20 protein-coding genes and 2 pseudogenes are annotated in these 19,152 nt (G+C 51.1%); 7 read left to right on the top strand and 15 right to left on the bottom strand.

Translation table 11 applies throughout. The annotated features are described in order from the left end of the window. Positions 1-39 precede the first annotated feature (39 nt). From sbcD to araJ, 3 genes are all read left to right on the top strand, one after another. Positions 40-1,242: an exonuclease subunit SbcD gene (gene sbcD / locus ACJHX4_RS00970; protein WP_001221274.1), complete on the top strand. Its 1,203-nt coding sequence runs from the start codon at positions 40-42 to the stop codon at positions 1,240-1,242. Further along, complete coding sequence (gene sbcC, locus ACJHX4_RS00965) at positions 1,239-4,382, top strand: exonuclease subunit SbcC (protein WP_000698843.1); 3,144 nt, start codon at positions 1,239-1,241, stop codon at positions 4,380-4,382. Before sbcD ends, sbcC begins: the two co-directional genes overlap by 4 nt. A 125-nt stretch (positions 4,383-4,507) precedes the next feature. Next, on the top strand, positions 4,508-5,692 hold the full coding sequence (gene araJ, locus ACJHX4_RS00960) for an MFS transporter AraJ (RefSeq protein ID WP_012896741.1): 1,185 nt from the start codon (positions 4,508-4,510) through the stop codon (positions 5,690-5,692). A gap of 268 nt (positions 5,693-5,960) precedes the next feature. On the opposite strand, the gene mak is transcribed toward araJ, so the two are convergent. Further along, entirely contained in the window at positions 5,961-6,869 is a 909-nt protein-coding gene (gene mak / locus ACJHX4_RS00955; protein WP_001219313.1) for a fructokinase, read from the bottom strand. A 124-nt stretch (positions 6,870-6,993) separates the two neighbouring features. On the opposite strand from mak, the gene rdgC reads away from it, so the two are divergent. Then, the gene (gene rdgC / locus ACJHX4_RS00950) at positions 6,994-7,905 is read left to right on the top strand and encodes a recombination-associated protein RdgC (RefSeq protein ID WP_012896740.1); all 912 of its coding nucleotides are present in this window, start codon (positions 6,994-6,996) and stop codon (positions 7,903-7,905) included. A gap of 80 nt (positions 7,906-7,985) precedes the next feature. Here rdgC and ACJHX4_RS00945 read toward each other — a convergent pair whose 3' ends face one another. The 7 genes and pseudogenes from ACJHX4_RS00945 to ACJHX4_RS00915 all read right to left on the bottom strand — a co-directional run bounded on the left by ACJHX4_RS00945 (position 7,986) and on the right by ACJHX4_RS00915 (position 11,249). Beyond that, positions 7,986-8,066, bottom strand: a complete 81-nt coding sequence (locus ACJHX4_RS00945) for a hypothetical protein (protein WP_122083095.1) — start codon at positions 8,064-8,066, stop codon at positions 7,986-7,988. Further along, positions 8,063-8,404, bottom strand: a pseudogene (locus ACJHX4_RS00940) (DUF2773 domain-containing protein); the annotation flags it as partial. The pseudogene ACJHX4_RS00940 and the gene ACJHX4_RS00945, both read right to left, overlap by 4 nt. A 147-nt stretch (positions 8,405-8,551) precedes the next feature. Further along, positions 8,552-8,836: a pyrimidine/purine nucleoside phosphorylase gene (gene ppnP, locus ACJHX4_RS00935; protein ID WP_000941942.1), complete on the bottom strand. Its 285-nt coding sequence runs from the start codon at positions 8,834-8,836 to the stop codon at positions 8,552-8,554. A 71-nt stretch (positions 8,837-8,907) separates the two neighbouring features. After that, a complete protein-coding gene (locus ACJHX4_RS00930; protein WP_001276402.1) occupies positions 8,908-9,585 on the bottom strand; it encodes an AroM family protein in 678 nt (225 codons plus the stop codon). A gap of 257 nt (positions 9,586-9,842) precedes the next feature. Next, positions 9,843-10,034 (bottom strand): protein YaiA, encoded by a 192-nt coding sequence (gene yaiA / locus ACJHX4_RS00925; protein ID WP_001142439.1) that lies wholly within the window; start codon positions 10,032-10,034, stop codon positions 9,843-9,845. 49 nt (positions 10,035-10,083) lie between these two features. Continuing rightward, complete coding sequence (gene aroL, locus ACJHX4_RS00920) at positions 10,084-10,608, bottom strand: shikimate kinase AroL (RefSeq protein WP_000193393.1); 525 nt, start codon at positions 10,606-10,608, stop codon at positions 10,084-10,086. A 182-nt stretch (positions 10,609-10,790) separates the two neighbouring features. Continuing rightward, the gene (locus ACJHX4_RS00915) at positions 10,791-11,249 is read right to left on the bottom strand and encodes a YaiI/YqxD family protein (protein WP_000158159.1); all 459 of its coding nucleotides are present in this window, start codon (positions 11,247-11,249) and stop codon (positions 10,791-10,793) included. 119 nt (positions 11,250-11,368) lie between these two features. Here ACJHX4_RS00915 and proC point away from each other — a divergent pair, with 119 nt between their 5' ends. Then, entirely contained in the window at positions 11,369-12,178 is an 810-nt protein-coding gene (proC, locus tag ACJHX4_RS00910; protein WP_001295822.1) for a pyrroline-5-carboxylate reductase, read from the top strand. A gap of 16 nt (positions 12,179-12,194) precedes the next feature. On the opposite strand, the gene adrA is transcribed toward proC, so the two are convergent. The 5 genes and pseudogenes from adrA to ACJHX4_RS00885 all read right to left on the bottom strand — a co-directional run bounded on the left by adrA (position 12,195) and on the right by ACJHX4_RS00885 (position 16,012). After that, positions 12,195-13,310 (bottom strand): diguanylate cyclase AdrA, encoded by a 1,116-nt coding sequence (gene adrA / locus ACJHX4_RS00905; protein ID WP_000484048.1) that lies wholly within the window; start codon positions 13,308-13,310, stop codon positions 12,195-12,197. 101 nt (positions 13,311-13,411) lie between these two features. Further along, positions 13,412-13,732 (bottom strand): phosphate starvation-inducible protein PsiF, encoded by a 321-nt coding sequence (gene psiF, locus ACJHX4_RS00900; RefSeq protein WP_001295332.1) that lies wholly within the window; start codon positions 13,730-13,732, stop codon positions 13,412-13,414. A gap of 118 nt (positions 13,733-13,850) precedes the next feature. Further along, a complete protein-coding gene (gene phoA / locus ACJHX4_RS00895) occupies positions 13,851-15,266 on the bottom strand; it encodes an alkaline phosphatase (protein WP_001295821.1) in 1,416 nt (471 codons plus the stop codon). A 100-nt stretch (positions 15,267-15,366) separates the two neighbouring features. Next, positions 15,367-15,627, bottom strand: coding sequence for an anti-adapter protein IraP (iraP, locus tag ACJHX4_RS00890; RefSeq protein ID WP_000792973.1), 261 nt, complete (start codon positions 15,625-15,627; stop codon positions 15,367-15,369). 181 nt (positions 15,628-15,808) lie between these two features. Beyond that, positions 15,809-16,012: pseudogene (locus tag ACJHX4_RS00885) on the bottom strand (hypothetical protein). A 77-nt stretch (positions 16,013-16,089) separates the two neighbouring features. Here ACJHX4_RS00885 and ddlA point away from each other — a divergent pair. Beyond that, on the top strand, positions 16,090-17,184 hold the full coding sequence (gene ddlA / locus ACJHX4_RS00880; protein ID WP_000413686.1) for a D-alanine--D-alanine ligase: 1,095 nt from the start codon (positions 16,090-16,092) through the stop codon (positions 17,182-17,184). Positions 17,185-17,207: 23 nt separating this feature from the next. Here the strand turns inward: ddlA and ACJHX4_RS00875 are convergent, their stop codons facing one another. Next, positions 17,208-17,420, bottom strand: a complete 213-nt coding sequence (locus ACJHX4_RS00875; RefSeq protein ID WP_001295334.1) for a DUF2754 domain-containing protein — start codon at positions 17,418-17,420, stop codon at positions 17,208-17,210. Positions 17,421-17,679: 259 nt separating this feature from the next. On the opposite strand from ACJHX4_RS00875, the gene ACJHX4_RS00870 reads away from it, so the two are divergent. Next, the gene (locus ACJHX4_RS00870) at positions 17,680-17,988 is read left to right on the top strand and encodes a YaiY family protein (protein ID WP_000763151.1); all 309 of its coding nucleotides are present in this window, start codon (positions 17,680-17,682) and stop codon (positions 17,986-17,988) included. A 58-nt stretch (positions 17,989-18,046) separates the two neighbouring features. Here ACJHX4_RS00870 and yaiW read toward each other — a convergent pair whose 3' ends face one another. Continuing rightward, positions 18,047-19,141, bottom strand: coding sequence for a surface-exposed outer membrane lipoprotein YaiW (gene yaiW, locus ACJHX4_RS00865; protein ID WP_000092069.1), 1,095 nt, complete (start codon positions 19,139-19,141; stop codon positions 18,047-18,049). Positions 19,142-19,152: the final 11 nt, after the last annotated feature.

Genomic DNA, 19,152 nt, shown 5'->3' with positions numbered 1-19,152 from the left:
GGTATAATCGCGCCCATGCTTTTTCGCCAGGGAACCGTTATGCGCATCCTTCACACCTCAGACTGGCATCTCGGCCAGAACTTCTACAGTAAAAGCCGCGAAGCTGAACATCAGGCTTTTCTTGACTGGCTGCTGGAGACAGCACAAGCCCATCTGGTGGATGCGATTATTGTTGCCGGTGATGTTTTCGATACCGGCTCGCCGCCCAGTTACGCCCGCACGTTATACAACCGTTTTGTTGTCAATTTACAGCAAACTGGCTGTCATCTGGTGGTACTGGCAGGAAACCATGACTCGGTCGCCACGCTGAATGAATCGCGCGATATCATGGCGTTCCTCAATACTACCGTGGTCGCCAGCGCCGGACATGCGCCGCAAATATTGCCCCGTCGCGACGGGACGCCAGGCGCAGTGCTGTGTCCCATACCTTTTTTACGCCCGCGTGACATTATTACCAGCCAGGCGGGGCTTAACGGTATTGAAAAACAGCAGCATTTGCTGGCGGCTATTACTGATTATTATCAACAACATTATGCCGATGCCTGCAAACTGCGCGGCGATCAGCCTCTGCCCATCATCGCCACTGGACATTTAACGACCGTGGGTGCCAGTAAAAGTGACGCCGTGCGTGACATTTATATTGGCACGCTGGACGCGTTTCCGGCACAAAACTTTCCACCAGCCGACTACATCGCGCTCGGGCATATTCACCGCGCGCAGCTTATTGGCGGCATGGAACATGTTCGCTATTGCGGCTCCCCCATTCCACTGAGTTTTGATGAATGCGGTAAGAGTAAATATGTCCATCTGGTGACATTTTCAAACGGCAAATTAGAGAGCGTGGAAAACCTGAACGTACCGGTAACGCAACCCATGGCGGTGCTGAAAGGCGATCTGGCGTCGATTACCGCACAGCTGGAACAGTGGCGCGATGTATCACAGGAGCCGCCTGTCTGGCTGGATATCGAAATCACTACTGATGAGTATCTGCATGATATTCAGCGCAAAATCCAGGCATTAACCGAATCATTGCCTGTCGAAGTATTGCTGGTACGCCGGAGTCGTGAACAGCGCGAGCGTGTGTTAGCCAGCCAACAGCGTGAAACCCTCAGCGAACTCAGCGTCGAAGAGGTGTTCAATCGCCGTCTGGCACTGGAAGAACTGGATGAATCACAGCAGCAACGTCTGCAGCATCTTTTCGCCACGACGTTGCATAGCCTCGCCGGAGAACACGAAGCATGAAAATTCTCAGCCTGCGCCTGAAAAACCTGAACTCATTAAAAGGCGAATGGAAGATTGATTTCACCCGCGAGCCGTTCGCCAGCAACGGGCTGTTTGCTATTACCGGCCCAACCGGTGCGGGGAAAACCACCCTGCTGGACGCCATTTGTCTGGCGCTGTATCACGAAACTCCGCGCCTCTCTAACGTTTCACAATCGCAAAATGATCTCATGACCCGCGATACCGCCGAATGTCTGGCGGAAGTGGAGTTTGAAGTCAAAGATGAAGCGTATCGCGCGTTCTGGAGCCAGAATCGGGCGCGTAACCAGCCGGACGGTAATTTGCAGGTGCCACGCGTAGAGCTGGCGCGCTGTGCAGACGGCAAAATTCTCGCCGACAAAGTGAAAGATAAGCTGGAACTGACGGCGACGTTAACCGGACTGGATTACGGGCGCTTCACCCGTTCGATGCTGCTTTCGCAGGGGCAATTTGCTGCCTTCCTGAATGCCAAACCCAAAGAACGCGCAGAATTGCTCGAGGAGTTAACCGGCACTGAAATCTACGGGCAAATCTCGGCGATGGTTTTTGAGCAGCACAAATCGGCCCGCACAGAGCTGGAGAAGCTGCAAGCGCAGGCCAGCGGCGTCGCGTTGCTCACGCCGGAACAAGTGCAATCGCTGACAGCGAGTTTGCAGGTACTTACTGACGAAGAAAAACAGTTAATTACCGCGCAGCAGCAAGAACAACAATCGCTAAACTGGTTAACGCGTCTGGACGAATTGCAGCAAGAAGCCAGCCGCCGTCAACAGGCCTTGCAACAGGCATTAGCCGAAGAAGAACAAGCGCAACCTCAACTGGCGGCGCTCAGTCTGGCACAACCGGCACGAAATCTTCGTCCGCACTGGGAACGCATCGCAGAACACAGCACGGCGCTGGCGCATACTCGCCAGCAGATTGAAGAAGTAAATACTCGCTTACAGAGCACAATGGCGCTTCGTGCGAGCATTCGCCACCACGCGGCGAAGCAGTCAGCAGAATTACAGCAGCAGCAACAAAGCCTGAATGCCTGGTTACAGGAACACGACCGCTTCCGTCAGTGGAACAACGAACTGGCGGGTTGGCGTGCGCAGTTCTCCCAACAAACCAGCGATCGCGAGCATCTGCGGCAATGGCAGCAACAGTTAACCCATGCTGAGCAAAAACTTAATGCGCTTGCGGCGATCACGTTGACGTTAACCGCCGATGAAGTTGCTAGCGCCCAGGCGCAACATGCTGAGCAACGCCCACTGCGTCAGCGCCTGGTCGCACTGCATGGGCAGATTGTTCCCCAACAAAAACGTCTGGCGCAGTTACAGGTCGCTATCCAGAACGTCACTCTGGAGCAGACGCAACGTAATGCCGCACTTAACAAAATGCGCCATCGTTATAAAGAAAAGATGCAACAACTTGCCGATGTGAAAACCATTTGCGAGCAGGAAGCGCGCATTAAAACGCTGGAAGCCCAGCGCGCACAGTTACAGGCGGGTCAGCCTTGCCCACTTTGTGGTTCCACCAGCCACCCGGCGGTCGAGGCGTATCAGGCGCTGGAACCGGGCGTTAATCAGGCCCGGCTATTAACGCTGGAAAAAGAAGTGAAAAAGCTCGGCGAAGAAGGTGCGACGCTACGTGGGCAACTGGACGCCTTAACAAAGCAACTTCAGCGCGATGAAAACGAAGCGCAAAGCCTCCGACAAGATGAGCAAGCACTTACTCAACAATGGCAAGCCGTCACGGCCAGCCTCAATATCACCCTGCAGCCACAGGACGATATTCAACCGTGGCTGGATGCACAAGATGAGCACGAACGCCAGCTGCGGTTACTCAGCCAACGGCATGAATTACAAGGGCAGATTGCCGCGCATAATCAGCAAATTATCCAGTATCAACAGCAAATTGAACAACGCCAGCAGCAGCTCTTAACGGCATTGGCGGGTTATGCACTGACATTGCCACAGGAAGATGAAGAAGAGAGCTGGTTGGCGACGCGTCAGCAAGAAGCGCAGAGCTGGCAGCAACGCCAGAACGAATTAACCGCGCTGCAAAACCGTATGCAGCAGCTGACGCCGATTCTGGAAACGTTGCCGCAAAGTGATGAACTCCCGCACAGCGAAGAAACTGTGGCGCTGGAAAACTGGCGGCAGGTTCATGAACAATGTCTCGCATTACACAGCCAGCAGCAGACGTTACAGCAACAGGATGTTCTGGCGGCGCAAAGTCTGCAAAAAGCCCAGGCGCAGTTTGACACCGCGCTACAGGCGAGCGTCTTTGACGATCAGCAGGCGTTCCTTGCGGCGCTAATGGATGAACAAACACTAACGCAGCTGGAACAGCTCAAGCAGAATCTGGAAAACCAGCGCCGTCAGGCGCAAACGCTGGTCACTCAGACAGCAGAAACGCTGACACAGCATCAGCAACACCGACCTGGCGGGTTGTCTCTCACTGTGACGGTGGAGCAGATTCAGCAAGAGTTAGCGCAAACTCACCAAAAGTTGCGTGAAAACACCACGAGTCAAGGCGAGATTCGCCAGCAGCTGAAGCAGGATGCAGATAACCGTCAGCAACAACAAACCTTAATGCAGCAAATTGCTCAAATGACGCAGCAGGTTGAGGACTGGGGATATCTGAATTCGCTAATAGGTTCCAAAGAGGGCGATAAATTCCGCAAATTTGCCCAAGGGCTGACGCTGGATAATTTAGTCCATCTCGCTAATCAGCAACTTACCCGGCTGCACGGGCGCTATCTGTTACAGCGCAAAGCCAGCGAGGCGCTGGAAGTTGAGGTTGTTGATACCTGGCAGGCTGATGCGGTACGCGATACCCGTACCCTTTCCGGCGGCGAAAGTTTCCTCGTCAGTCTGGCGCTGGCACTGGCGCTTTCAGATCTGGTCAGCCATAAAACGCGTATTGACTCGCTGTTCCTTGATGAAGGTTTTGGCACGCTGGATAGCGAAACGCTGGATACCGCCCTTGATGCGTTGGATGCCCTGAATGCCAGTGGCAAAACCATCGGGGTGATTAGCCACGTTGAAGCGATGAAAGAGCGTATTCCGGTGCAGATCAAAGTGAAGAAGATCAATGGACTGGGCTACAGCAAACTGGAAAGTGCGTTTGCAGTGAAATAACTATTCAGCAGGATAATGAATACAGAGGGGCGAATTATCTCTTGGCCCGACTGGTCGTTATCCTGCAAGCTATCACTTTATTGGCTACGGTGATTGGTAGCCGTTCTGGTGGTTGTGATGGTGGTATGAAAAAAGTTATTTTATCTTTGGCTCTGGGCACGTTTGGTTTGGGGATGGCCGAATTTGGCATTATGGGCGTGCTCACGGAGCTGGCGCATAACGTAGGAATTTCGATTCCTGCCGCCGGGCATATGATCTCGTATTATGCGCTGGGGGTGGTGGTCGGTGCGCCAATCATCGCGCTTTTTTCCAGTCGCTACTCACTCAAACATATCTTGTTGTTTCTGGTGGCGTTGTGCGTCATTGGCAACGCCATGTTCACGCTCTCTTCGTCTTACCTGATGCTCGCCATTGGTCGGCTGGTTTCCGGCTTCCCGCATGGTGCATTTTTTGGCGTCGGCGCGATCGTGTTATCAAAAATTATCAAACCCGGCAAAGTCACCGCCGCCGTGGCAGGGATGGTTTCCGGGATGACAGTCGCCAATTTGCTGGGCATTCCACTGGGAACGTATTTAAGTCAGGAATTTAGCTGGCGTTACACCTTTTTGTTGATCGCTATTTTTAATATTGCGGTGATGGCATCGGTCTATTTTTGGGTGCCGGATATTCGCGACGAGGCGAAAGGAAAACTACGCGAACAATTTCACTTTTTACGCAGCCCTGCCCCGTGGTTAATTTTCGCTGCTACGATGTTTGGCAACGCAGGTGTGTTTGCCTGGTTCAGCTACGTAAAGCCATACATGATGTTTATTTCCGGTTTTTCGGAAACGGCGATGACCTTTATTATGATGTTAGTTGGGCTAGGGATGGTGCTGGGGAATATGCTAAGTGGCAGGATTTCAGGACGTTATTCACCACTGCGCATTGCAGCAGTGACTGACTTTATCATTGTACTGGCACTGCTGATGCTCTTTTTCTTCGGCGGTATGAAAACAACGTCGCTTATTTTTGCTTTTATTTGTTGCGCGGGATTATTTGCCCTTTCAGCACCTCTACAAATATTATTACTGCAAAATGCCAAAGGCGGAGAGTTATTAGGTGCCGCAGGTGGGCAAATAGCGTTTAACCTCGGTAGCGCCGTCGGCGCATATTGCGGTGGTATGATGCTGACGCTGGGGCTGGCATATAATTACGTGGCGCTGCCCGCCGCCCTGCTTTCGTTTGCTGCGATGTCGTCGTTGCTGCTGTATGGTCGCTATAAGCGCCAGCAAGCGGCGGATAGTCCGGTGCTGGCGAAACCACTGGGGTAGATTGCAGTCACGGTGCACGTTGCTTATTGCCGGATGCGGCGTGAACGCCTTATCCGGCCTACGGGACTGTTCATTTTGTAGGCCTGATAAGACACGCCAGTGTCGCATCAGGCATCGGAGCACCGGGGGGTTGCCGCCACTGTGCGCGTTATTTGTTGCCGGATGCGGCGCGAGCGCCTTATCCGGCCTACCGGACGGCTCACTTTGTAGGCCTGATAAGACGCGGCAAGCGTCGCATCAGGCATGATACGCCAATTGCCTGGGTTTTTTACTCTTGTGGCCATAACCATGCAGCGCCGCGTACGCCGCTCGAATCACCATGTTTCGCCTTGTGTACCGGCGTTTCACATTCTCCGCCGAAGACAAATTGTTTAATCAACTGCGGAACCGTTTGATATAAACGGTCTACATTGCTCATTCCGCCGCCCAGGACAATCACATCCGGATCGAGAATATTCACGACATGTGCCAGCGATTTTGCCAGCCGCAGCTCGTAGCGACGCAATGCCAGTTCCGCTACCGGATCGCTTTCTTCAACCAGGCGGATAATTTCACTGCCTTTCAGCGCATGTCCGCTCAAACGACGATAATCCGTCGCGAATCCCGTGCCTGAAATAAAGGTTTCAATACAACCTTGTTTACCGCAATAACAAGGGACTTCCTCGCGATAACGCAGTTCGTCTTCGTCCATCCACGGTAGCGGATTGTGTCCCCACTCGCCTGCCGTGCCATTGCCGCCGATATGCGCCCGCCCATTGAATGCCACGCCCGCGCCGCATCCCGTGCCGATAATCACGGCAAAAACCGTCTGCGCTCCCGCTGCCGCGCCATCTACCGCTTCTGAAACCGCCAGACAGTTGGCGTCATTTGCCAGCCGCACTTCCCGCTGCAACCGCGCGCTTAAGTCTTTATCGAATGGCTGACCGTTGAGCCAGGTTGAATTGGCATTCTTCACCACGCCGGTGTAGGGCGAAATCGAACCTGGAATGCCCATACCTACCGTTCCGCGCTGCCCTGTTGCCTGCTCCGCCATATCAACCAACGTGGCGATCGTTTCAATAGTCTGCCGGTAATCATCACGCGGCGTGGGCAGACGATGGCGGTACAACTGCTCCCCTGCATCGCCCAATGCAATCACTTCAGTTTTGGTGCCGCCTAAATCGATACCTATACGCACGGTACTCTCCTTATTTTTTTCAATATCAATAGCGTAGAGACGGACAACCGGATTGGCAATGCAAGGCCGCCGACAATTCGTTATCATGCCCGCTAAATTTAACGACAAGGCCGTGGAAATTATCATGCTGTGGTTCAAAAATTTAATGGTTTACCGTCTTAGCCGCGAGATTTCGCTGCGTGCAGAAGAGATGGAAAAACAGCTAGCCTCGATGGCATTTACCCCATGCGGCAGCCAGGACATGGCGAAGATGGGCTGGGTACCTCCGATGGGATCGCACAGCGATGCGTTAACGCACGTTGCCAATGGTCAAATTGTTATCTGTGCGCGCAAAGAAGAAAAAATCCTCCCGTCCCCGGTGATTAAACAGGCGCTGGAAGCGAAAATCGCCAAACTGGAAGCGGAACAGGTGCGTAAGCTGAAGAAAACCGAAAAAGATTCGCTGAAAGACGAAGTGCTGCACTCTCTGCTGCCGCGTGCTTTCAGCCGTTTTAGCCAGACAATGATGTGGATCGATACGGTTAACGGTTTGATTATGGTGGACTGCGCCAGCGCCAAAAAAGCGGAAGATACGCTGGCACTGCTGCGTAAAAGCCTGGGGTCGTTACCGGTTGTACCATTGAGCATGGAAAACCCGATTGAACTGACGCTGACCGAATGGGTACGTTCCGGCAGCGCGGCACAGGGCTTCCAGCTGCTTGATGAAGCCGAGCTGAAATCGTTGCTGGAAGATGGCGGCGTGATCCGCGCGAAGAAACAAGATCTGACCAGCGAAGAGATCACCAACCACATTGAAGCCGGAAAAGTGGTGACTAAACTGGCGCTCGACTGGCAGCAGCGCATTCAGTTTGTGATGTGCGACGATGGTTCGCTCAAGCGTCTGAAGTTCTGCGACGAGCTGCGCGATCAAAACGAAGATATCGACCGTGAAGATTTCGCCCAGCGCTTTGATGCCGATTTCATCCTGATGACTGGTGAACTGGCAGCGTTAATTCAAAACCTGATTGAAGGATTAGGTGGCGAAGCACAACGTTAATTGCTGATTTACCTTTAATGCCGGATGCGACGCCTGCCGCGTCTTATCCGGCGTACGAAGCCACACCAGGAATATAATCGTTAGCTACAGCGGGCAATAATTCTTAGCGCAGCAATATTATGCGTTTTATGCTGTAACTTGCTCCAGGGGCGTTGTGTCATTGTTTTTCCTCAAGCCGGTGACGCGCTTCACTGCGAATTTTTCGCGTTGCCCCGGTTTTCACTAAATCACGTAACAGCGAAAGATCGGGTTGTTCGACAAATAAGAGTAATGATGGATCCTCTTTTAACCACGCCGTTTTCACATCGGCAGCCAGCTGTGAATTATTAATAGCCAGCGACCGCTCCTGAGGCTCAGTCAATGTCGTTAACAACAACACCGGGGTATGTGCGTTGTGCAATGCCGTTTGGCGCAAATGATCATTGCGACTTTGCAGCAATGCACGCCACCATTCATCATCTGATTTATCTTTTATCGTCGCCAGTTCCGCAACAATATCTGGAGATCTTCGCTGATATTGATATCAACCTTGATGAATTATGAATATATCGGAAATCGAAAAAATCCCAGCAAAGGAAATATTATTATGGGTTAAAGAGAGGACATTTCAGAAAAATGCCCTCCCGTTCAAGGGGAAGGCGAGGAATTACAGATAGCGGCACAGATAAGAGGTGGGTTCGGCAACTTGCAGATGAAACTCGCTGTGACCGGGAACATTAAACACCGAACCGGCTTCATACACTTGCCAGTCGGTCGCGTCAGGCAGTAACACATTCAGCGCGCCACTGATTACCGTCATCTCTTCAGGCTCAGCGGTGCTGAAGGTGTATTCACCTTCAACCATAACACCCACGCTGGCGCGACCAGTGCTGCTGCTGGAAAAGCCGATCGATTTCACTTTGCCGGAAAAGTACTCATTACTTTGAAGCATAAACTGGCCCTGTCTGGTAGTTGAACATCTACTTCACTATAGGGGCCAGAGGCGCTGGCTGTCACGCAAAATTACATCAGTAATTCCGCAGCCAGCCGTGCAATCAATACGTTAGAGAGCAAGACAGGAACATCGAGCTGTTTTTGCAGTAAATCGCGATGACGCTGGTTAAATCCCAAACAATCCAGCATGATGACATCTGCACCTTTTGCCAGTAATTCTTTCCCGGCATCAATGATTTTTTGTTCCGAATCATGAATGGGGTTACCCAATGAAAATACTGGCGGTTTCTGCAAAATTTGCCATTTTTGCGCCTGAACGGTCAGCAACTCCTCAACCGGTACGATAACCCCCACCTGATGATCTTCAACAATAGAGGAAACCAGCGGTGGCAATATCCGCGACGGCTCAAGAAAGATCGTATTACGCGCGGTCATACTACTAATGTTTGCTGTACTCATTAATATAATGACGTCGTAACCCTGATTATCGAGCACTTCAACCACACCTTGCAGGTCTCGCTCAACTTTGCGACGCGAAACATGGGCCAGATGGTTGTCATTTAATAATGTGAGAATTGTGTCTTCGCCTGCTTCTGGCGCGTACTCCGCCATCACTTCTTCGCGGCTTAACTTCCCCAGCAGGCTATGATGGGAAATATTATCTTCGTCAATGTATTCTGTCAGGAGCGGCAAAACTTCCTGCATAGGTACAATGCCGATAGTCAGGATCGCCAACGACGCACTCATTGTTCTTCCACCTTACTTTTATTTCGTCGTTAATTACCGGGCAAGTGTTAAGCACCACTGCTGACACTTACTTGTGCTACAAATGACAAAAAGCGTAGCAGCAGACCTGCACTGCATAATGTAAAGATTCCAAATGATTCCAGTAATGGATTGTTATTGTTTAATATTCTAATTATTTGAAAAACATGAATTGTGAAAAATGTGACGCAGATCCCTTGTGGCGGCACTCAGAATCCCTTCCGAGCGGTCTGATGCGGTCACTCTTTGTCAGGGTCCTCATAGCGTTTTTTCGCATCCATCGCTTCCTGAGCGGTCGGATGTTCACTGATCAACGAGTCTGGTTTAGGATGATCGGCTCTGAGTTGGTACCAGGTTACCGTCTGTCCTGGCTTTCCTTTTTCAATCGTCACTATATATGCTTCACGAGGATAAGGCGGTTTCGTTGGCATCGTTCTTCCTTATTTCACGGGATGAACGTTAAGTATAGGCGCTCGAAAATCAACAATTGATCGTCTGTGCCAGAGCGCTGCGAATTTCAGAAATCACCTGGCTGGGTTCGTTTGTTGCGTCGATGATAATATGCGCAACTTCGCGATATAGCGCATCGCGTTCTTCCAGCACTTCCTGAACTTCTTCGCTCAGTGGTTTTCCCGTTAAGGTTGGCCGTAAATCTTCTTCCGGTGCAGCTTGCAGTCGGTTAACCAGGACTGATACTGGCGCACACAAATAAACCACGATCCCGTTATTTTGCATGAAGTGACGATTAAATTCCGTCAGAATAATGCCGCCGCCCGTGGCGATAACGGTGGATGGCGCAGTTACCGCTTCCAGTGCCGCCGTTTCTCTGGCGCGGAATCCCGCCCACTCTTCCCTTTCGACGATCTCCGCGACCGTCATATTGAGCTGTGATTGCAACCACTGGTCGGTATCGACAAACCGACGGTTAAGCGAATCGGCAAGGGCCATTCCGACCGTTGTTTTACCACAGCCCCGAGGCCCGATCAGAAAAAGAGGTTGTGTCATCGTGGGTTTTCCCCAATAGGTCGCAATGCGGCGAAAGCCGGTGTCATGAGAATGGCGATCATACCATCAAACTAGTACAATTTCGATTGTAAAGAAAAAATTCCACTTAAAGTGAAAATCTCAATACATCCCTTACTATACCAATAAATATTCAAGAATGAAGTGTAAATAATAAATTACATTTAGCCACGACTACGTTGCACTTCCAGCCACCACTTCTCCAGCTCCGCAGCAAAAGCCTGGCGGTCACGTTGTGAAAGACTATCTGGTCCTCCGGTCTGGATCCCACTGGCACGTAAGGTATCCATAAAATCGCGCATCGTCAGGCGCTCACGAATGGTCGCTGGCGTATAACGTTCGCCGCGCGGATTAAGCGCCGCCGCGCCTTTCTCAATGGCTTCAGCAGCCAAAGGTATATCTGCGGTGATCACCAAATCGCCCGCTTCACACTGCCGAACAATTTCGTTATCGGCAACGTCGAAACCTGCCGCGACGCGCAGCGTACGAATAAATCGTGATGGCGGCACGCGTAAACTCTGGTTTGCTACCAGTACCAGCGGCATCTGCATACGTTCCGCCGCGCGATACAAAATCTCTTTAATTACATTGGGACACGCGTCGGCATCCACCCAAATTGTCATAAAGTCATCCTTTGTTGGGTAATCCTCTATTGTGTCGCGCTTTTGCCTTCCGGCATAGTTCTGTTTATGCTTCTGCCAGCGATTATCAAAACAATGAATTTCACGGCAGGAGTGAGGCAATGGAAAAGAAAATCGGTTTTATTGGCTGCGGCAATATGGGAAAAGCCATTCTCGGCGGTCTGATTGCCAGCGGTCAGGTGCTTCCAGGGCAAATCTGGGTATATACCCCCTCCCCGGATAAAGTCACCGCCCTGCATGAACAGTTCGGCATCAACGCCGCAGAATCGGCGCAAGAAGTAGCGCAAATCGCCGACATCATTTTTGCCGCCGTTAAACCAGGCATCATGATTAAAGTGCTTAGCGAAATCACCTCCAGCCTGAATAAAGACTCTCTGGTCGTTTCTATTGCTGCAGGTATCACGCTCGACCAGCTTGCCCGCGCGCTGGGCCATGACCGGAAAATTATCCGCGCCATGCCGAACACTCCCGCGCTGGTTAATGCCGGGATGACCTCCGTAACGCCAAACGCGCTGGTAACCCCAGAAGATACCGCTGATGTGCTGAATATTTTCCGCTGCTTTGGCGAAGCGGAAGTGATTGCTGAGCCGATGATCCACCCGGTGGTCGGTGTGAGCGGTTCTTCGCCAGCCTACGTCTTTATGTTTATCGAAGCGATGGCCGACGCCGCCGTGCTGGGCGGGATGCCACGCGCCCAGGCGTATAAATTTGCCGCTCAGGCGGTAATGGGCTCCGCAAAAATGGTGCTGGAAACGGGAGAACATCCGGGAACACTGAAAGATATGGTCTGCTCACCGGGAGGCACCACCATTGAGGCGGTACGCGTACTGGAAGAGAAAGGCTTCCGTGCCGCAGTGATCGAAGCGATGACGAAGTGTATGGAAAAATCAGAAAAACTCAGCAAATCCTGATGGCTTTTGCCGGACGTCAGGCCGCCACTTCGGTGCGGTTACGTCCGGCTTTCTTTGCTTTGTAGAGCGCCAAATCTGCCGATTTCAACCACTCGCGATAGTGACTCATTTGTGGATTCAGCGGCGCAACCCCCACACTAATCCGTAAAGTTACCTGTGGCGTATTCGGCAAGCGTAACGTGTTTAGCCCTTCATGCACCCGTAACATGGCGGTGATGGCGCTCTCAGCTGGCGTACCGGACATGATTACTGCAAACTCATCGCCGCCAAACCGACCAATCACATCGCTACCGCGCAGGGTAATTTGTAACTGTCGGGTAAGCGCCACAATCGCTTCATCACCCACATCATGGCCCCAGGTATCGTTGATGCTCTTGAAATGGTCGATATCGATAATCAGTAACGTTGCATCGCGATTATGCCGCCGACAGTTATCAAATTCATTGCGTAACATAGTTTCCCAATGACGTCTGTTATACACGCCCGTCATACCGTCGCGGGTACTCATGACCTGCAACCTGCGTTTATGTTCCGCCAGTTTAGTCGCCGTCTGGTAGCTGACCCAGCCAAACAGCAGAGGATAAATGACAATAATGGGAAGGGAGAGCCACCATTCCAGCGGTGCGCTATTGAACGACACGGTGATGCCCGTCAGTTCGAGGGTGACAAGGCAGGAAACCACCATCAACACCAGACCCGCAACAAACAGACGGGGGCCGCCTGCCCCCATCAAATTCAGACACATAATCATCAACATCGCGGTGGAAGGCAGCACGTTTACGCCCATTACGCCTACCCACATTCCCGCTAATACTGCATCGGTTTTTAAGTTGTAAATTTCCCGGCTAAGCGGATCGACGGCCCTGCTCGCTATCTGCCAGGCTAAATGCGGCCAGACGAACGCCCAGCCGACCAACACCAGCCACCACCAGCCCGGCGGCGGGTGCGAAACCAGCGTTGAAGCAATCGGTAAGAACATGCCAGCCAGACCAACCGCGCGGGGTAGTCTGACGCGACGGGCGAAGCGCAGCCCGGACCGCTGATGTTCGTTTTGAGGAGTTAAAGGAGGTTCCTCCCCATGCGCCGCCGCTTTTTTGAAAAAGTTTTCATCATTCATTATTTTTGGGAACATTCAGAAACAATTTTCCCAAATTATAGAGACGGGACTAAAGGCAGAAGTATGAAATTTCGGGTGAGCCATTTTCGTAGCTCACCCGTTAGCACTATCAGGTATCAGGCGGCTTTCTTGAGGCAGGCACTCATAAACTTATTACGATCATCCCCTTTCAGAGATTGTTGTGTTGCTTGATTATTACATTCGCGCATCTTTTGCTGCTGTGGCGTCAAACTTTTTTCACCAGGCGCAGATTTGCTGTTCTTCAGGCAATCACTCATGTAGGTCTTACGAGCATCCCCTTTCAACGCCTGCGCCGTCGCCTGCTGATTACAAGAGGTCATACGCTGTTGTTGTGGGGTTAAGGTTCTCTCGGCAGCGCCGACGGTGGTTAAAAAAACCAGACCGAAAAGCAAGGTAACCAGTAATGTAATTTTCATCGCACCATCCCTCTTCATGTTTTAACCATGAGCGTATGCGCCCGTGATCTGTCATTAAGTCTGGTTGCTAACAGCAAAAAAACCACCCGGCAGCGAAAATTCACTGCCGGGCGCGGTTTTATTTCAGCCCCAGGGCGGCTTTCATGGTGTAGAAGAGATCGGTCTGGTCGGTCAGTCCAACAACATTGGCGGCATGCGGGCCATACGCCGCAATACGCAACTGACTGCCGGTATGTTCTTGTGAATCCTCTTCGGAGTTCCCGTAACTCATCACCATCACTGCGCCATCTTTGGTATTTAGCGCCTGGGTGAGGCCCGGAGCTTTGGTATCTGGCGCAACTATCTGGCTGGCATGGGCGTGATCAGCGGTGACTATGACCAACGTGTTACCATCCTTTTTAGCGAATTCCAGCGCCCGTTGTACGGCTTCATCGAGATCGACCGTCTCGCCAATTTGCCCACAAGGATTCGCAGCGTGATCCTGTTTATCGATTGACGCACCTTCAACTTGCAGGAAAAAGCCTTTCTCATTTTTACTCAACAATTCAATGGCTTTGTCGGTCATCTGCGCCAGGGTCGGTACACTGTCATTACGTTGCGGATTAGGCGTACAGGTGACTGCGGGCTTATCTATATTACCGTGGTACGTTGCTTTCGGTCCTTGCCAGCGCACTGGCATATTGCCGTCAGCAAACAGTCCTAATAGGGGTTTTTGCTGATTCGCTTCCGTCACCGAATTCAGTGAGGCAGCATCGCTCACCAACTGATAACCACGCGCCTGTGCCTGTTCACGCAGCGTTTTTCCCTGCCATTCACCGGCGGTTGCCGTTTCAGCAAAGGTTTTTGCACCGCCGCCAAGCGTAACATCGGCACGGGCGTTAAGCAGCTGTTCGGTAATCGATCCTTTTCCGCCTTTTTCCAGAGCGTTACCCGGACATTTTTCACTGGTCGCACTTGGACCGTAGCATTTGCGCGAGGTCACATGCGCCACCAGCGCAGCGGGCGTGGCATCCTGCAACTCTGCGGTAGAAACGTTACCGGTCGCCAGACCTGCGGCTTTTGCCATTTCCAGAATCGTTGGGTGATCTTTTTCGTGAATATCGACGCCCAGCGCGCCGTTATAGGTTTTGACACCAGTTGACCAGGCGGTTGCTGATGCAGCCGAGTCGGTGACGTAGTCCGGTTTGCCGGTTTTTTTATTCAGCGCATAGTGAGTGTATTGCCCGGTAAGCGGTAAGGCATCGATACCTTTAAAAAAGCCGCCCGCACCTTCGGCATAATTGCGTGCGGCAGTAATTTCCGAGTCCCCCATCCCATCGCCAATCAGCAAAATAATATTTTTTGCAGGTTTATCGCTAAGAGAATCACGCAGAGCAGCGGTCTGATCACCCGTTAAGCGGCGAGCACCGCCGGGTGCAGTAATATCGCCCTGAGCTGCCCGGTTTTCCAGAACAGGCATTTCTGGTGTCCGGGCTTTTGTCACAGGGGTAAACAGTAACGGTAAGAGTGCCAGTGCAATAGTGCTTTGTTTCACTTTATTTTCTCCATGTACAAATACATTAAAAAATAAAAACAAAGCGACTATAAGTCTCGGCCGTGACAACTTTATGACAGCTGTTGAAAAGATTAACTTTTTACTGACGAGGATGCCTCAATAACTTCTTTACGTAATCGCGCAGCAGCTCCGTATCGTCGTCAGGAATGCTGGCATCGGGCTTTACCTCGTACAGCGCCCCCTCTACCTGATCAATCAACCGCTGTTGATCATTTTGCGCCATATTGCGAAGCATTGCCGTGACGATAATCTCCAAAGCTTCTACCTGCGCACACAGTTCTTTCGACTCTTCTTCTTTTTGGGCAAGCTTAAATAACAACTCAGCAATGAGATTTTTCATGTCTGTATTTCCTTATCCAAAGTATGGAGAAGTTAACATTATGTTTCACAACTTCATAGTGTCTGGAAGTATTATTTTTATGACAAAGGAAATACTTTGCGCAAATATTTTTTGTTTGATTACCAGCGAAACGTTTCTCTTATTTAAATAATTACCCACATAAAATATAGGTCTTTAATTATCAACCTTTATTATAAATAAAAGTTATGAAATATATTCTCTTCGTTATCTTATAATTAAGAGAAAAAAACTCACCACATGGTCATTTAAGCCAGGAATAAATTAGCTTCCCGTTCATCATTTTTGTGATCTTGCACACATCTTTGAGATAACGCACTTTCTTCACCAGTACGTTGCTCGCTTTGTCAGCAGAAGATTGCAACATTCTGTCAGAAGGCCGCGAATCCCCCGTTTTGTCGTGGTAATGTATGCACTTTGTGTTAGACGGGATAGGTTTTTAAGATGGAAAAACTGCGGGTAGGAATCGTTTTTGGTGGTAAATCAGCGGAACATGAAGTGTCTCTGCAATCGGCAAAAAACATTGTCGATGCCATTGATAAAAGTCGCTTCGATGTTGTGCTGCTGGGCATTGATAAACAAGGGCAATGGCACGTCAGCGATGCCAGCAATTATCTGCTAAATGCAGACGATCCTGCCCATATTGCGTTGCGTCCTTCGGCGACCAGCCTTGCGCAGGTGCCAGGTAAACATGAGCATCAGCTTATCGACGCACAAAACGGTCAGCCGTTGCCGACGGTGGATGTCATTTTCCCGATTGTCCACGGTACGCTGGGCGAAGATGGTTCCTTGCAGGGAATGCTGCGGGTCGCCAATTTACCGTTTGTAGGTTCTGATGTTCTGGCTTCAGCGGCCTGTATGGATAAAGATGTCACCAAACGTCTGCTGCGCGATGCCGGGCTGAACATTGCGCCATTTATTACCCTGACGCGCGCTAATCGTCACAACATCAGTTTTGCCGAAGTGGAGTCTAAACTGGGGTTACCGCTGTTTGTAAAACCGGCTAATCAGGGCTCTTCTGTTGGTGTCAGCAAAGTAACCAGTGAAGAACAGTACACAATTGCCGTCGATCTGGCGTTCGAGTTCGATCATAAAGTGATCGTTGAGCAAGGGATCAAAGGTCGTGAAATCGAATGCGCAGTTCTTGGCAACAATAACCCGCAAGCAAGCACCTGTGGCGAGATCGTACTCACCAGCGATTTCTATGCCTACGACACCAAGTACATTGACGAAGATGGCGCGAAAGTGGTAGTTCCGGCAGCCATTGCGCCAGAAATCAACGATAAGATCCGGGCGATTGCCGTTCAGGCTTATCAGACGTTGGGATGCGCAGGCATGGCGCGTGTAGACGTGTTTTTAACCCCAGAGAACGAAGTGGTGATCAACGAGATCAACACCCTGCCTGGCTTCACCAACATCAGTATGTATCCGAAGCTGTGGCAAGCCAGCGGTCTGGGTTACACCGACCTGATCACGCGTTTGATTGAGCTGGCGCTGGAGCGTCACGCTGCGGATAACGCACTGAAAACCACAATGTAATATTCAAACGCCCGGTAATATTCTTATTGGGCGTTTTCAGTTTCTTCATCGCGACGACGAATAATCAATCCCGCCAGCCAGAAACTAATCACCCACGTCACCAGACCGACGGCATAGGTCTGCCAACCTTTTGCTTCAAATCCCAGTAACCCCACCACGCCATTAAGAATGAATATAAGGCCAATGGCGAACGCATAGTAGTGCCAGTCACGGCGGATTTTTACAGGCAGATTCATGGCAGCTCCGTTAACGAAAAACAACATCTTTTCATATTCTGTAACAACTGTCTGTGGTGTAGACAACACTTTCGCAATTGTTAATAAATTTAACTTAAGGTTGCTATTTTGTGACTCGCAACGAAGATTCACGCTTCGGGAATATTCCCAACATCAATTTACCATGATTCTGATATTGACAATCTAAATGACCTGTCAGACTTGCCATAAGCCGCTGGTATCACACCAGAAGAGAAGCAGATGACTTCCGGAGGTTTTTATGGCTGATTTCACCCTGTCAAAATCGCTGTTTAGCGGAAAATATCGCAATGCCTCTTCAACGCCTGGCAATATTGCCTATGCGTTGTTTGTGCTGTTTTGCTTTTGGGCTGGGGCACAATTGCTGAACCTGCTAGTGCATGCGCCCGGCGTCTATGAGCGTTTAATGCAGGTCCAGGAAACAGGTCGCCCACGGGTGGAAATTGGTTTAGGTGTCGGCACCATTTTTGGGCTGATCCCGTTTTTAGTAGGCTGCCTCATTTTTGCAGTAGTGGCGCTATGGCTGCACTGGCGACATCGCCGCCAGTAAGATTTACGTTGCCAGATGCGGCCTAAAACGCCTTATCTGGCGTGACATTCCTGTTTGATCACTGTTTCATACAACGCGCCCGCCGTTCGTCTACGCGCTTCGCAAACCAGGCCGTAGTCAGATTGCGGGTGATTTTCGGGCTTTCCAGTTGAATGCCAGGCAACATTTCGCGGGGTAGTGATTTACCGGTTTTCGCTTCGGCAAGTTGATAAACTTTCTTGTACAGCGCCGTCTCCTCAAAAGAGAAGCTGTCCCCTTTCTCTAACTGACGGCGAATTTCGCTGTCACTCATCCCCAGTTTTCCCGCCAGTTTGCGCGTTGCCAGTTCGGTTTTCCCGGGCTCTTTACTGTCGTAACGAATTAAATCACCGTCCAGTGCCAGCTTCACGCCGCTGGCCTTACTGACCGCGTTCTGAAACGCGGCATTACGGCTGGCGTACCAGCCAGCGTTAAAATCAGCAAAACGGTATATCGGCGCGCTATAGCTGGCGGGATAATTCAGTAAATGGTAAGTACCAAACCACAACCCGCCGCGGCGACTGAAGACTTCCTGACGGACTGTACCGTCCATTTTCCACGGATACCCTTTGGTATGCTGTTCGGCAAAAGCAATACTGACCTGCATCGGCCCACCGGTGCGCACCGGATTGAGCGAACCAAACAGCGTCTGCCCCATTGGCACCATGCTGATCAGATCGTCAAAAATCGCGCTCAATTGCTTTTCTGTACGCACCGAATCTAACCGTTCGCTATAGCTTTTGCCGTTTGGCGATTTGATTTTTAGCGCGGTATGCACCAGAAAAGCAGGAATGTGCATCCGTTCAGCACGACGGTCAATCTCTTGCCAGGCGATCTTGCTTAAGCCCGGAACGGCCGGATCTGCCTGATAATTTGACTCCTGCTGCGCCACCGCCAGCACCGAGCAGACGTTTTCCAGCGTCGGTGCCAGCCCCTGACTTTCAAAGGTGGTGGCGAGATCTTTCGCCCAGGCATCGCGGTCTTTCACGCTCGCAGGCATCTTCTGCCGCACGACGCTCGCCACATCTATCGCTTTTTCGCCCTTTTTCAACGGTTGCGGAGCCTGACTACTACACCCCGCTAAAACCAGAACCGCCAACAATGACAGCGAAGATAGAGGATTGACGCGCGACATTACTTCTCCTT

It is taken from the genome of Escherichia sp. WS2035, from assembly GCF_046487065.1.
GTDB lineage: Bacteria > Pseudomonadota > Gammaproteobacteria > Enterobacterales > Enterobacteriaceae > Escherichia > Escherichia coli.
This window is presented reverse-complemented; position numbering and strand designations above follow the sequence as displayed.

Excerpts from the sequence above, each read along its gene's own strand:
- ACJHX4_RS00930 (WP_001276402.1), bottom strand. The coding sequence starts at position 9,585 with ATGAGTGCGTCGTTGGCGATCCTGACTATCGGCATTGTACCTATGCAG.
- ppnP (WP_000941942.1), bottom strand. The coding sequence starts at position 8,836 with ATGCTTCAAAGTAATGAGTACTTTTCCGGCAAAGTGAAATCGATCGGC.
- araJ (WP_012896741.1), top strand. The coding sequence starts at position 4,508 with ATGAAAAAAGTTATTTTATCTTTGGCTCTGGGCACGTTTGGTTTGGGG.
- proC (WP_001295822.1), top strand. The coding sequence starts at position 11,369 with ATGGAAAAGAAAATCGGTTTTATTGGCTGCGGCAATATGGGAAAAGCC.
- rdgC (WP_012896740.1), top strand. The coding sequence starts at position 6,994 with ATGCTGTGGTTCAAAAATTTAATGGTTTACCGTCTTAGCCGCGAGATT.
- psiF (WP_001295332.1), bottom strand. The coding sequence starts at position 13,732 with ATGAAAATTACATTACTGGTTACCTTGCTTTTCGGTCTGGTTTTTTTA.
- ddlA (WP_000413686.1), top strand. The coding sequence starts at position 16,090 with ATGGAAAAACTGCGGGTAGGAATCGTTTTTGGTGGTAAATCAGCGGAA.
- ACJHX4_RS00870 (WP_000763151.1), top strand. The coding sequence starts at position 17,680 with ATGGCTGATTTCACCCTGTCAAAATCGCTGTTTAGCGGAAAATATCGC.
- yaiA (WP_001142439.1), bottom strand. The coding sequence starts at position 10,034 with ATGCCAACGAAACCGCCTTATCCTCGTGAAGCATATATAGTGACGATT.
- ACJHX4_RS00945 (WP_122083095.1), bottom strand. The coding sequence starts at position 8,066 with ATGACACAACGCCCCTGGAGCAAGTTACAGCATAAAACGCATAATATT.
- adrA (WP_000484048.1), bottom strand. The coding sequence starts at position 13,310 with ATGTTCCCAAAAATAATGAATGATGAAAACTTTTTCAAAAAAGCGGCG.
- sbcC (WP_000698843.1), top strand. The coding sequence starts at position 1,239 with ATGAAAATTCTCAGCCTGCGCCTGAAAAACCTGAACTCATTAAAAGGC.
- aroL (WP_000193393.1), bottom strand. The coding sequence starts at position 10,608 with ATGACACAACCTCTTTTTCTGATCGGGCCTCGGGGCTGTGGTAAAACA.
- iraP (WP_000792973.1), bottom strand. The coding sequence starts at position 15,627 with ATGAAAAATCTCATTGCTGAGTTGTTATTTAAGCTTGCCCAAAAAGAA.
- ACJHX4_RS00875 (WP_001295334.1), bottom strand. The coding sequence starts at position 17,420 with ATGAATCTGCCTGTAAAAATCCGCCGTGACTGGCACTACTATGCGTTC.
- ACJHX4_RS00915 (WP_000158159.1), bottom strand. The coding sequence starts at position 11,249 with ATGACAATTTGGGTGGATGCCGACGCGTGTCCCAATGTAATTAAAGAG.
- yaiW (WP_000092069.1), bottom strand. The coding sequence starts at position 19,141 with ATGTCGCGCGTCAATCCTCTATCTTCGCTGTCATTGTTGGCGGTTCTG.
- sbcD (WP_001221274.1), top strand. The coding sequence starts at position 40 with ATGCGCATCCTTCACACCTCAGACTGGCATCTCGGCCAGAACTTCTAC.